General features: G+C 72.2%; 12 protein-coding genes. 8 read left to right on the forward strand and 4 right to left on the reverse strand.

What is annotated here, in order from left to right; translation table 11 throughout:
* Positions 1–171: 171 nt before the first annotated feature.
* Entirely contained in the window at positions 172–1,215 is a 1,044-nt protein-coding gene (locus ACZ5VD_RS17425) for a LacI family DNA-binding transcriptional regulator (RefSeq protein WP_468548190.1), read from the forward strand.
* A gap of 24 nt (positions 1,216–1,239) precedes the next feature.
* On the opposite strand, the gene msrB is transcribed toward ACZ5VD_RS17425, so the two are convergent.
* From msrB to ACZ5VD_RS17445, 4 genes are all read right to left on the reverse strand, one after another.
* Complete coding sequence (gene msrB, locus ACZ5VD_RS17430) at positions 1,240–1,647, reverse strand: peptide-methionine (R)-S-oxide reductase MsrB (protein WP_468548191.1); 408 nt, start codon at positions 1,645–1,647, stop codon at positions 1,240–1,242.
* Positions 1,648–1,660: 13 nt separating this feature from the next.
* Positions 1,661–3,052 (reverse strand): UDP-N-acetylmuramate--L-alanine ligase, encoded by a 1,392-nt coding sequence (murC, locus tag ACZ5VD_RS17435; RefSeq protein ID WP_468548192.1) that lies wholly within the window; start codon positions 3,050–3,052, stop codon positions 1,661–1,663.
* Between the two features lie 166 nt (positions 3,053–3,218).
* Complete coding sequence (locus tag ACZ5VD_RS17440) at positions 3,219–3,692, reverse strand: indole-3-glycerol phosphate synthase (RefSeq protein WP_468682624.1); 474 nt, start codon at positions 3,690–3,692, stop codon at positions 3,219–3,221.
* Between the two features lie 378 nt (positions 3,693–4,070).
* Positions 4,071–4,952, reverse strand: a complete 882-nt coding sequence (locus ACZ5VD_RS17445) for a pyrimidine reductase family protein (RefSeq protein ID WP_468682625.1) — start codon at positions 4,950–4,952, stop codon at positions 4,071–4,073.
* A 278-nt stretch (positions 4,953–5,230) separates the two neighbouring features.
* Here ACZ5VD_RS17445 and zapE point away from each other — a divergent pair, with 278 nt between their 5' ends.
* The 7 genes from zapE (at position 5,231) to ACZ5VD_RS17480 (ending at position 12,724) form a co-directional block, all read left to right on the forward strand.
* Positions 5,231–6,343 carry a cell division protein ZapE gene (gene zapE / locus ACZ5VD_RS17450; protein ID WP_468548195.1) on the forward strand — a complete coding sequence of 371 codons (1,113 nt, stop codon included), beginning with the start codon at positions 5,231–5,233 and terminating at the stop codon, positions 6,341–6,343.
* Between the two features lie 195 nt (positions 6,344–6,538).
* On the forward strand, positions 6,539–6,931 hold the full coding sequence (locus ACZ5VD_RS17455) for a hypothetical protein (RefSeq protein ID WP_468682626.1): 393 nt from the start codon (positions 6,539–6,541) through the stop codon (positions 6,929–6,931).
* A gap of 79 nt (positions 6,932–7,010) precedes the next feature.
* Positions 7,011–7,589, forward strand: a complete 579-nt coding sequence (locus tag ACZ5VD_RS17460) for a carbonic anhydrase (RefSeq protein WP_468548197.1) — start codon at positions 7,011–7,013, stop codon at positions 7,587–7,589.
* Between the two features lie 8 nt (positions 7,590–7,597).
* A complete protein-coding gene (locus ACZ5VD_RS17465) occupies positions 7,598–9,070 on the forward strand; it encodes a SulP family inorganic anion transporter (RefSeq protein ID WP_468682627.1) in 1,473 nt (490 codons plus the stop codon).
* Between the two features lie 390 nt (positions 9,071–9,460).
* Positions 9,461–10,828 carry a PhoX family protein gene (locus tag ACZ5VD_RS17470; RefSeq protein ID WP_468682628.1) on the forward strand — a complete coding sequence of 456 codons (1,368 nt, stop codon included), beginning with the start codon at positions 9,461–9,463 and terminating at the stop codon, positions 10,826–10,828.
* 32 nt (positions 10,829–10,860) lie between these two features.
* Positions 10,861–11,742: a PPK2 family polyphosphate kinase gene (locus ACZ5VD_RS17475; RefSeq protein WP_468548200.1), complete on the forward strand. Its 882-nt coding sequence runs from the start codon at positions 10,861–10,863 to the stop codon at positions 11,740–11,742.
* Positions 11,743–11,830: 88 nt separating this feature from the next.
* The gene (locus ACZ5VD_RS17480; protein WP_468682629.1) at positions 11,831–12,724 is read left to right on the forward strand and encodes a polysaccharide deacetylase family protein; all 894 of its coding nucleotides are present in this window, start codon (positions 11,831–11,833) and stop codon (positions 12,722–12,724) included.
* Positions 12,725–12,931 lie beyond the last annotated feature (207 nt).

The following is a 12,931-nucleotide window of genomic DNA, read 5'->3' on the forward strand; positions in this document are numbered from 1 at the left end:
GCGCGACACAGCAGGACCGGCCTGGTGGGGGCTCAGGAGGTCCGGTGGGATGTTTACGTAAACACTGCGGCGCCGGAATCGTGACACCCGCTCCGGCGACCGTCAAGGTTTCCCGCACGTAACATCCGATGCGTCGCATCACAGGCACCGACCCGGCAGAAGGAGGCATCCGTGGTGGAACGGGGTGGTTCGGGCGTGCCCGGCGGGCGCCGCAAGCAGCGCGTCTCCATGGCCGATGTGGCGAGGCTCGCCGGGGTCTCCTCGCAGACGGTCTCCCGGGTCGCCAACGGCCAGCCCGGGGTGATCGGCGCGACCCGCGAGCAGGTGCTCACCGCGATGCGCGAACTGGGCTACCGGCCCAACAGCGCCGCCCGCGCCCTGCGTTACGGCCGGTTCAACACCATCGGCGTGATCCTCTTCAGCCTGTCCTCGACCGGCAACAGCCGCACCGTGGAGGCCATCGCCACCCATGCCGCGGCCGAGGGGTACGCCATCACGCTGATCCCCATCGACGTCCCGACCCAGGACAACATGCTGGGCGCCTTCACCCGCATGGGAGAGCTGGCCGTCGACGCCGTCGTCGTCATCATGGAGATCCATCTGCTGGACGCCGCCACGGTCCAACTGCCGCCCGGCGTCCATGTCGTGGTCGTGGACTCGGACGCCGGGGACCGCCACAGCGTGGTCGACACCGACCAGGCCGACGGTGCGCGGAAGGCCGTGGGACATCTGCTCGACCTGGGCCACCGGACCGTATGGCACGTGACCGGCCCCGAGACGTCCTTCGCGAGTCAGCGCCGGACCCAGGCCTGGCGTGCCGTCCTGGAGGAGGCCGGGCGCCCGGTGCCGCCGCCCCTGCACGGCGACTGGACGGCCGAGTCCGGCTACGCGGCCGGCCTCGCGCTCGCCGAACTGCCCGACTGCACCGCCGTGTTCGCCGCCAACGACCAGATGGCCCTGGGCCTGCTGCGCGCCTTCCACGAACGCGGTCGCTCCGTCCCCGAGGACATCAGCGTGGTCGGGTTCGACGACATCCCCGACGCCGCGTTCTTCGTCCCGCCCCTCACCACCGTCCACCAGGACTTCGCCGAGGTGGGCCGCCGCTGCGTCCAGGGCGTCCTCCACCGGATCCGCACCCACGCCGACCCCACCCCCGGCACCGACCTCGTCCCGACCCGCCTGGTCGTCAGGGGGAGCACGGCGGCACCGGGGTGACCGGGCGCGCCGGCCGTCGGGTGGTCACTCCCCGTCGGGCGTCAGCCGCAACGAGATCGAGTTGATGCAGTACCGCTGATCCGTCGGTGTCGCATACCCCTCACCCTCGAACACGTGCCCGAGATGCGAGCCGCAGCGGGCGCACCGGACCTCGGTGCGCACCATCCCGTGGGACCGGTCCTGGATGAGTTCCACCGCGTCCGAGTCGCGCGGGTCGTAGAAGCTCGGCCAGCCGCAGTGGGACTCGAACTTGGTGGTGGAGGTGAAGAGTTCGGCGCCGCAGGCACGGCAGGAGTAGACGCCCTGCGTCTTGGTGTCGGTGTACTCGCCGACGAAGGCGGGCTCGGTCCCGGCCTGCCGCAGTACCGCGTACTCCGACGGGGTCAGCTCCGCGCGCCACTGCTCGTCCGGCTTCTCGACGTCGTACGACATGAAGGCCAACCCCTTAACTCTGTGCGAGACGGTCCAGAATCAGCGGGCCGAGGTCCGTCACGTCACCCGCGCCCATGGTGAGAACGAGATCACCGGGCTTCGCCATTCCCGCGACCGCCTGCGGCACCTCGCCCTGGTCGTGGACCGGCGTCACGTCCGCGCCGGCGGCCCGCGCCGCCTCGATGATCAGGCCGCTGGTGACGCCCGGGATCGGGTCCTCGCGGGCGGGATAGATGTCCAGGACGACCGACGCGTCCGCGAGGGCCAGCGACTGGCCCATCTCCTTGCCGAGTTCCTGCGTCCGGGAGAAGAGGTGGGGCTGGAAGACGACCAGGATCCGGGCGTCACCGGCCGCCGCGCGCATCGCCTCCAGGTCGGCGGTCATCTCCGTGGGGTGGTGCGCGTAGGAGTCGATGACCTGGACCCCGGCGGCCTCCCCCTTCAGCTGGAGGCGCCGCTTCACGCCCGTGTACGCGGCCAGGGCGGAGGCCAGCTCCGCCGCCGGGACGCCCAGCGCCACACCCGCCGCGAGCGCGGCCACCGCGTTGTGCGCGTAGTGCCGGCCGGGGACGGACACCGTGAAGGTCAGCTCCTGTCCGTCCAGGACGGCCACGACCTCGCTCTTCAGCCCCTGTGCCGTCACGGACAGGATCCGCACGTCGGCGTCCTCGGACTCGCCGTACGTCACCGTCCGCACCGACCCGGCCAGCCGCCGGGTCAGCTCCCGCGCGCCCTCGTGGTCCGCCGTGATCACCAGCGTGCCACCGGGCACGATCCGGCCCGCGAACGTCTCGAAGGACTCGTAGATCTCGTCCATGGAGGCGTAGTTGGCGTGGTGGTCGAGTTCGACGTTCAGGACGATCGCGACCTCGGGGGCGTACTTGTGGAAGCTGCGGTCCGACTCGTCGGCCTCGGCGACGAAGATCTCGCCCTCGCCGTGCAGGGCGTTGGAGCCGGGCGCGTCCAGGTCGCCGCCGATCGCGTACGACGGCTTCAGGCCCAGTTCGCCCAGCGACACGGCCAGCATCGACGTGGTCGTGGTCTTGCCGTGGGTGCCGGCGACCGCGATCGGACGCAGCCCGTCCATCAGGCGGGCGAGCGCATCCGACCGGTGGACCACCGGAATGCCCAGTTCGGCCGCCCGGGCCAGCTCCGGGTTGTCGGCCCGGATCGCCGACGAGACGACGACACAGGTCGCGTCGGACGCCAGGTGCTCCGCCGCGTGCCCGATGTGCACGGTCGCGCCCAGCGCCCTGAGCGCCTCCGCGGTCGCCGACTCCTTCGCGTCGCTGCCCGCCACCTTCGCCCCGCGCTGCGCGAGGATCTTCGCGATCCCCGACATTCCGGCGCCGCCGATGCCGATGAAATGCGGTCGGTCCATGGCGGTGGGAAGGCCGGGTGCCATGCGTGTCTCCCTGTACGTGGTGCGGCGAACGTGCGGCCACCCACCCTACTGACCCGTGCCGTACGTCATGAACAGGTCGGCGACCAGGACGACGAGTCCCAAGACGCCCGGCAGGAGACGGCCCGGGCCCGCCGGGTCGGGTGCCGACGCCACGTCCGGGTACGGTTCACGCCTTGCTGTGCGAGAACAGCTTCAGCACCGGTACTCCCACCTTGTGCCGCGCCCGCGACGCCCAGTCCCGGTGGAAGAACTCCTCCACGTAGTGGGGATCGGTCAGGACGATCACCTCGTCCGCGCCGGTCTCGGCGACCAGGGACTTCAGCGCGTCCAGCGGATGGGCCTCGATCAGCCGGCCCTCCGCCTCGCTGCCGGCCGCCCGAAGGGCCCTCAGGGACACCTCCAGCGCCTGTTCCCCGGGCCCTCTCGCCTCGTCGCCCTCCGGCGTCTCCCGCTCCCGGGCGGCGTCGTCGAGTTCGCCGAGCGCGACGTCGTCGATGGCCCGCAGCAGCCGGTCCGCCTGGTCGCCGCGCGGCTGCAACAGCACGTGGAAGGCGACCTGCTCGTCCCCGTGCAAGGTGGTGACGAACTCCACATCGGCGGACGTAAGGGCCTTCTCGATCATCAAAACGCTTGTGAACACCAGGCGCCCCTTTTCTCCTCCGAGGGCCGTTCGGCCCTCTCTCCTCCGTGGGCCGCGAGGCCCTGCGGAAACCATCCTGCCCCGTGATCGCACGGGTACTGCCGGATTCAGTGTGCCCGTCGAAAGCTAAACGGAACGGAAGATTCCGCCGATGTCGGTCCCAGCGGTCCCGATCGAACCCGTTTCCGGATCAGTCGGACGCCGGAGGCCGTCCGGGGTGGCCCTGCCAAGGGCCGCCCGACGGCGTTCCCAAGCGGCCGTCCGGGCTCACCCTCAGAACCGGCCTCCCGACGCGGCCGTCCGAGGTCGCCTCCCCCGCGGTGGCCTTCGGCGGCGGTTCCGCGGCGGCCCGCACCTGAGTGCCCCGCGGTGTCCGCGTCACGCCCGCCGGTAGCAACTGAAGAGGAAACCCTCCTCCTCCAACAGGGACGCCAGTGCGAAGCGCTGCGGGACCGCGACCGAGGGCCCGCCGGCGATGCGCTGCGCGTCCCCCGCGGTGAGCACCGGGGCGACGGTCAGACAGAGTTCGTCGAGCACCCCGGCGGCCACCAGCTGGCCGAGCAGCCGCGGACCGCCCTCCGTGAGCAGCCGGGTGTGGCCGAGTTCGGCGAGGGCCCGTACGGCACGGGCCGGCTCGACTCCGACGCCGTCTCCGGCGACGACCACCCGGGCGCCCGCCTTCTCGGCCGCCGCGATCCGGTCGGAGGGTGCGGCGGCGCCGGTGAGGATCAGGGTGGGCACCAGGGGCGAGGTGAAGAGCGGGAGCCCGAAGTCCAGGTCGAGGCTCGCGCTGACCACGGCGATCACGGGCGCGGGTCCCTGTCCGGCCGCCTCCCGGGTCTCCGCGAACTCGGCACGCGCGCGTGCGGGCCGGTATCCCTCCTGGCGTACCGTTTCCGCACCGACGACGACCGCGTCCGCGAGGGCCCGCAGGGTGCCGAAGATCCGCATGTCGGCGGCGCTGGAAAGGGGCTGCGAACGGCCGTCGTGCTGGGCGGCGCCGTCGAGGGTGGAGACCATGTTGGCGCGCAGCCAGGCCGTCGGCCCACCGGAGGCCGCGCCCGGCGCCGGCTCGGGGTAGGCGTACGCGGCCGCCAGCTCGGCGAGGCTCCACTCCCGGTCGACCAGATGAGTCCGGCCGACCCCACCGGCGTCCCCGGTTCCGGGGCTCGCGCCGGCGCCTCCCACCCCCTCCCCACCCGGGGTCCGGGTCGCCGTCTCGGCCACTGTCTCGTCGGTCACAGGAAACAGGCGTCGCATGGCGTGCAGTCTGGCACGGGCCCCGGGATCCGCCCGGGCGGATCCCGGACGGATTCGCGGGCTCCGGCCCCGTCCGTCCCCGGCGTCACCCGGGAAACCCCACCCCTCGCGCCGACGCCCCTCCGCCTCCCCCTCCGCCGTACAACCGGACGCACCGGCTCCTGCCCGGCCGCACCCGGCAGGCACCCCCCGCCCCGCCCCGGTCCGCCCTTGTCCGTCCAGACCCCCGACCGGGCCACTCGGCCGGACCCCCCGAACAGGCCCTACCATGAATAACCGTGTCTACCTCCCCCGCCGCGTCCGGAATCGGCCCGATAGCCGACGCCGCCCCGCTGTCCCTGTGCGCCCGTGAGCCGCATGTCCCCGCGGACCGGCTGGTCGCCGAGATGGTGCCGCCGCCGCGATTCGACTCGGTGCGCTTCGGGACGTATCTGCCGGACCCGAACCAGCCGAGCCAGACCGAGGCCGTGCGCGTCCTCGAAGGCTTCGCGGCCGGGCTCGGCGGGGCGCACGCCTCCGGTACCGGGAGGAGCAGGCGCGGCTTCCTCGGCTTCGGACGGGGCAAGGCGCCGGCCGCCCCGGCGGGCCCCCGCGGTGTCTACCTCGACGGCGGCTACGGCGTCGGCAAGACCCACCTGCTCGCCTCCCTCTGGCACGCCACCCCGGCCGAGCCCGCGCTCAAGGCGTTCGGCACCTTCGTGGAGCTGACGAACCTGGTCGGCGCCCTCGGCTTCCAGAAGACGGTCCAGACCCTGTCCGGGCACCGTCTGCTGTGCATCGACGAGTTCGAGCTGGACGACCCGGGCGACACCGTTCTCGTCTCCACCCTGCTCGGCAAGCTCGTCGACGCGGGCGTCGCCCTCGCCGCCACCTCCAACACCCTGCCGGGCAAGCTCGGCGAGGGCCGGTTCGCGTCGGCCGACTTCCTGCGGGAGATCCAGGGGCTGTCCGCGCACTTCCGCGCCCTGCGCATCGACGGCGAGGACTACCGCCACCGCGGCCTGCCCGAGGCGCCGGCGCCGTTCACCGACGACCAGGTCACCCAGGCCGCCCACCGCACGCCGGGTGCCTCGCTCGACGCGTTCCCGCAGCTCCTGGACCACCTCGCGCGCGTCCACCCCAGCCGCTACGGCGCACTGGCCGACGACCTGAAGGCGGTCTGCGTCACCGGCGTCGGACCGATTCCCGACCAGTCGACGGCCCTGAGGCTCGTCGTGCTCGCGGACCGCCTCTACGACCGTGAAGTCCCGGTACTGGCCTCGGGGTTGCCCTTCGACCGGCTGTTCAGCGAGGAGATGCTGAACGGCGGCTACCGCAAGAAGTACTTCCGCGCGATCTCCCGCCTGACCGCTCTGGCCCGGGACGCCAAGAGCCTGGTCGAGGCCGTCTAGCGCACCAACCCACCAAGATCAAGAGCCGCTTCGCGCCAAGCCACCCACACGCTTCAGCCTCTCTTCAGCTGGAAACGTTAAGTTAACCCTGCAAACAACTTTGCATGGTTAAGGTGTTTCTTGACCAGACGTTGACCAATCGTTGGCCAGTGCTTAGCGAACGGCCAGAGACATGAATCGCCTGGAGGGGGGCACATGTTCAGCGACAGGACGGCACGGACCGTGGTGGCGATCATCGCCACCGTCCTCCTCTCCCTCCAGCTCTTCACGCCCACCGCTTCCTTCGCATCCGCGCACACAGCCCGTCATGCAGTGGCCAAAGCCCAGCCGGGAATCAAACCCTCCGGCAAGGCACTGCGCGACGAGTCCGCCACACACCGCCACTGCGACCCCGACGGGGACCCGACCGGTCCCCTCCACAATCGCGACCGGCACCGCGCCGTCGACTTCACCCCTGAGGGGCCCGAGCGCCCGCTGCTGGCTCAGGATCCGGCGGCCGCGAGCAAACCCGCCGTGCCCGGAACCGTCCGGACGTCGAGACCCATGACGTCCCACACCCCGGCCGCACTTCAGGTGTTCCGCTGCTGACAGCAGAGCAGTTCTCTCCCCCCACCACTGTCATGTAAGCCCGACGCGCCCTTTTGCGCGCCAGGAGGAGTCACCACACATGCAGCCCCTCATCGACAACGCCCGCACGTTCGGACAGCGCCCTGAGGAGTTCGCCGGGCTGGCCGAAGGCCAGTCTCCGCAGGTCCTGTTCATCACCTGCTCCGATTCCCGGGTCGTCCCGGCGCTGATCACGGGCGCCCGGCCCGGCGAGCTCTTCGAGCTGCGCACCGCGGGCAACATCGTTCCCCCGTACGCCTCCGAGCACCCCACCAGCGAGGCGGCGACCATCGAGTACGCGGTGGAGGTGCTCGGCGTCAGCGACATCGTGGTCTGCGGGCACTCGCACTGCGGTGCCGTCGGCGCCCTCGTCCGCGGCGACGACCTGACCGCCGTACCGGCCGTGCGCGACTGGCTCACGCACGCCGCTCCGCGCCCCGCGGGGGCGGCCGAGGACCCGACCGTGGCCGAGGGCGTGCAGAGCCATGTGCTCGCCCAGGTACTGCGGTTGCGCTCGTACCCCTACATCGACAAGAAGCTGGCGGAGGGGCAACTCACCCTCCACGCCTGGTACTACGAGGTACACACGGGGTCAGTGCTGACCCACGACGTGCCCGCCGACGCTTTCCGAGCACTGTGAGGGCGGCCATGGACCAGGACACCGCACGCACCCGCTTCCCCCATCTGCGGCAGGACTTCGCCGCATCCCTCGTCGTCTTCCTCGTCGCCCTCCCCCTGTGCGTCGGCGTGGCCGTCGCCTCCGGAGTCCCGGCCGAACTGGGCCTGGTCACCGGCATCGTCGGCGGCCTCGTCACCGGCTTCATGCGGGGCAGCAGCCTCCAGGTCTCCGGACCGGCGGCGGGTCTGACGGTGCTCGTCTTCGAGGCCGTCCAGGAGTACGGCCTCCCCGTGCTCGGCGTGATCGTCCTCACGACCGGGCTGCTCCAGATCCTCATGGGCACCCTGAAGCTGGGGCGCTACTTCCGGGCCATCTCGGTCTCCGTCGTCGAGGGCATGCTGGCCGGAATCGGGCTCGTCCTGATCGCCGGACAGCTGTACTCGGTCGTGGAGGCGAAGGCCCCGGCCTCCGGCCTCGGCAAGATAGCCGGACTGCCCGGCGCCTTCGCCGACGCCGTCCAGGACACCGGGGCGCTGGCCTCGCTCGGCCTCGGCGTGGGCACCGTCGCGGTGCTCGTGCTGTGGAAGCGGCTGCCGAAGCAGGTACGTACGGTCCCCGCGCCGCTCGCCGCCGTCGGTCTCGCGACGCTCGCCGCCCTGGCGTTCTCGCTGCCGGTCGCCACCGTCGAGGTACAGGGGCTGCTGGGCTCCATCCAGCCGCCGTCGATGGACGCCTTCGGTGAACTCGCGAGCGTCGGCGTGCTCGCCACGATCGTCGCGTTCACGCTGATCGCGTCCGCCGAGTCGCTGTTCAGCGCGGCGGCCGTGGACCGGCTGCACAACGGTCCGCGCACCGAGTACGACAAGGAACTCGTGGCGCAGGGCACCGGCAACGCGCTCTGCGGCGTGCTCGGCGCGCTGCCGATGACCGCGGTGATCGTGCGCAGCGCGGCGAACGTCCAGGCGGGCGCGCGGACGAAGGCGGCCCGGGTCATGCACGGCGTCTGGCTGCTGCTGTTCGCGGCGCTGCTGCCGTCCGCCCTCGCCTACATCCCGATCCCGGCCCTGGCGGGCATCCTGGTGCACGCCGGCGCCAAGCTCATCCCGGTCCGGTCGATCGTGGCGCTGTGGCGCGAGCACCGCGGTGAGGCACTGATCCTCGTGGTGACCGCGCTGTCGATCGTGGCGGTCAGCATGTTCGAGGGCGTGCTCATCGGTCTCGCGCTGGCCGTCGCCAAGACCGCCTGGGAGGCCTCGCACCTCAAGATGGAGGTCATCGACAAGGGCGCGGGTCCCGTCCAGGCGTACCTGTCGGGCAACGCGACCTTCCTCAGGCTGCCGAAGATCCTCGACAGCCTGGAGGCGCTGCCCCAGGACCGCCCGGTCGAACTGGACCTGTCCGGGCTGCACCACCTGGACCACGCCTGCCGTACGGCCCTGGAGAACTGGGCCGAGCGGCACAGCGCGGTCGGCACGGAACCGGTGCGGGTGACCACGCCGTAGTGCTCATGCCGGCACGCGGCCGGTGCGGTACCCATGCCCGGTGTCTGTTCCGGGGCCGATCCGGGCCCCGGAACAGACACCGGGCATGTCGGTGCGGCAGTGGCTTCGGCCACCATGCCGGACCGCTCCCCGAGGCGGCCGTGCGGCAGGGGGAGGACACGCCGGCCGCGCCGCGACCGCGGCTGTCGCGGACCGTCGTCGCGGGCGCCGCCGAGAAGACGTCGACGCCCGTCCCGCCCTCCCCGGTGGAGCTGCCGCGCTTCCTGGGGAGGTCCCGGGAACATCCCGCCGACCGGTGACACGCTCCGCGCGTGGTTCCCGCATCCAGGTCCAGGTGATAGACACAGCGGCGTCACAGCTCCTGTCCGCCAGCAGGAAGGTCACTCCGTCATGTCCGCAACACGACGTCAAGTCCTCGCCGGGTCCGGCGCCCTGGGAATGGGCATCGCCTTCACGGGAGCCCTCCCCGAACTCTTCGCCGGCACCGCCGCCGCCCAGTCGCTGGGCCACACCGGTTACGGCCCGCTCGTCCCCGACCCGAAGGGGCTGCTCGACCTGCCGCGGGGGTTCCGCTACCGGGTCCTGTCCCGCGAGGGCGACGAGCTGCGTTCCGGGGAGGGCCGGGTCCCCTCCAACCACGACGGCATGTCGGCCTTCGCCGGCAGACACGGCCGCGTCCACCTGGTCCGCAACCACGAGAACCGTGCCGACGGCAGGATCCCGGTCCCGACCGTCGCGGGCCTCACCTACGACCCGGCCGGCAAGGGCGGCTGTACGGCACTGACCCTGGACCCGCACGACAAGGTGCTGTCCGAGCGGGTCGCCATCGCCGGTACGGCGGTCAACTGCGCGGGCGGCCCGACCCCTTGGGGCACCTGGCTGACCTGCGAGGAGACCGAGGACAAGGCCGGCACCAACGGCTACACCAAGGACCACGGCTTCATCTTCGAGGTCGATCCGGTCGACCCGCACCGCTCCGGTGCCGTCCCGCTCACCGCGATGGGCCGCTTCCAGCACGAGGCGATCGCCGTCGACCCGAAGCGGGGTGTCGTCTACGAGACCGAGGACGCCTTCCTCAAGCCGTTCGGCCTCTTCTACCGCTTCCTGCCCGAGAAGCCGCTCGGCGGCCTGCGTTCGCTGCGCGCGGGCGGCCGGCTCCAGGCGATGCGCGTGCCGGGCGTGCCCGACCTGTCGTCCGTCCAGGAGACAGGCGCCTGCTTCGACGGCGTCGAATGGGTGGACGTACCGGATCCGCTGGCCGCCGAGACCCCGATCCGGCTCCAGGACTTCGGCCCGAAGGGCATCACGCACGCGCAGAAGCTGGAGGGCTGCTACTGGGGCGGCCGGTCGGTGTACTTCGTGTCGTCGTTCGCGCACAGCGCGGAGGGTTCGGCGGCCGACCACTTCGGGCAGATCTGGCGCTACGACCCGTCCGAGCGCCGGCTGACCCTGGTGATCGTCTTCGGCCCGGACACGGACGTCCAGCTGCCCGGCGAGTCCCCCGACAACATCTGCCTCGCCCCCAGCGGCGGCCTGATGGTCTGCGAGGACGGCAACGGCGCCCAGCACGTCTACGGCGTCACCCGGCGCGGCGAGGTCTACGCGATGGCCCGCGGCCGGCAGAACATCGGGACGCCCGAGGAACCGGAGTGGGGCGAGTTCGCCGGCGTGACGTTCTCGCCGGACGACGGGACGATGTACGTCAACTGCTACACACCCGGAACCACGTTCGCGGTGACGGGACCGTGGCGTAGGTAGGGCAGCGGCAACCGGACCGGAAGAGGTGCCCCGTGGCCGAGAAGGACACCAGGCGGAAGTCCCGGAAGGAAGAGCGGGCCGGTCTGCGCGAGCTGTTGCGCGTCCCCGGCGGCGAGCCGGTCGACCTGTCCTCCTACGACACCGGTTCCGTCCCTCTCGGCCCCGGGGACAAGGTCGCGGGCCTGGCCGCGACCACCCGGATGGGCGAGCGCCTCGCCGACCTCCAGGAGCGGCTGTTCGCGGCGAGCACGGCGGGCGACCGGCGCCGGGTGCTGCTGGTCCTCCAGGGCATGGACACCAGCGGCAAGGGCGGCACGATCAAGCACGTGATCGGCTTCTGCAACCCCTCCGGCTGCCGGGTCCGGGCGTTCAAGGCGCCCACCCCGCAGGAGCGGGCGCACCCCTTCCTGTGGCGCGTCGAGCAGTCCCTCCCGCACCCCGGCGAGCTGGGCATCTTCGACCGCTCGCACTACGAGGACGTCCTGGTCGCCCGCGTCCGCGCGCTCGCCCCGCCCGACGAGATCGAGCGCCGCTACGACGAGATCGACCGCTTCGAGCAGTCCCTCGCCGACGACGGCACGACCGTCGTCAAGTGCTTCCTGCACATCTCCTACGAGGAGCAGCGCGACCGGCTGCTCAAGCGGCTGGACCGGCCGGACAAGCACTGGAAGTTCAGCCCGGCCGACATCGACGACCGAGCCCTGTGGCCCGCGTTCCAGGAGGCGTACGAGATCGCCCTGGAGCGCTGCTCGACGCCGGACGCCCCCTGGTACGTGATCCCCTCGGACCGCAAGTGGTACCGGAACTGGGCGGTGGGCCGGCTGCTCCTGGAGCACCTGGAGGCGCTGGACCCGCAGTACCCGAAGGCCGACTTCGACGTCGCGGAGTGCCGCGGACGGCTGCTCGCGCCGTGACGGGCTCCGAGGGACGACCGGCTCCGAGCGGGTGACACCAGAGCGGCACCACCCCTGATACGGGACATATCACCCGTACGTTCGTACGGTGATCACTCTTGTACGACGCGTCACCGCCGTCTGCGCCCTCGGCGCCGCCCTCGCCGCCTGCGGCACCCCCGAGGCGCCCCAGGCTCCCCGCCCCGCCCCCGCCGCCCCCTCGGCGGCTCCCGACCGGCCCCCGACGCTCGCCCCCGGCCCGGCCGGTCTGACCCCCGTCTTCGAGCACGGGCCCCGCCGCGCCTCGGACAGGACCGTCGCGCTCACCTTCGACGCCGACATGACCGCCGACCAGGGCCCCCGGGCCGCGGCCGGCGAGCGGTTCGACCATCCGCGGCTGATCGCGGCGCTGCGCGCGCTGAAGGTGCCGGCCACGGTGTTCATGACGGGCCGGTGGGCCGAGGAGTACCCGGTCCAGGCCCGCTCCATCGGCCGGGACCCGCTCTTCGAGGTCGCCAACCACTCCTACAGCCACTACGCCTTCACCGCCGACTGCTACGGGCTGCCGACCGTGTCCGGGGACCGGATGCGCGCGGACGTGGACCGGGCGTACGCCGCGCTCCGCAGGGCCGGGGTGCCGGATCCGATGCCGTACTTCCGCTTTCCCGGCGGGTGCTACGACCGGCGGGCCCTGAAGGCGCTGACGCCGGCCGGCATCACCGCCGTGCAGTGGGACGTGGTCAGCGGGGACGCGTTCGCGACGGACGCGGACGCGGTGGCCCGGCAGGTCCTCGACGGCGTGCGGCCGGGGTCGGTCGTCGTCATGCACTGCACCCGCAGCGCGGCGCCGACGACCGAGCGGGCCGTGCGGGCGGTGGTGCCGGAGCTGCGCAGGCGGGGGTACCGGTTCGTGAAGGTGTCCGAGCTGATCGGGGCCGCGGCGCTCAGCCCGAGCAGGCCGTCCGCTGCGCCTCCTGCCACTCGCACACCGGACACAGGGTGAGCCCCCGGTACGACTCCGGGTACTCGGTGGGCTTTCGGCACAGGACGCACTCCTCGCACGGCGGCGCGTCGCTGGTCGTGCGGTGGTCCTCGCTCATGGGTTCAGGGTACGACCGGTGCGTCGGCGGGTGCGGGCGGGCCGTGGCCGGTCGCGCCCGCGGGGCGGAGCCGCAGCCCGGCACGGTTCCGCGCCCCTTTAGGGTGGGTC

The sequence above is a fragment of the Streptomyces sp. NPDC032822 genome, assembly GCF_055578825.1.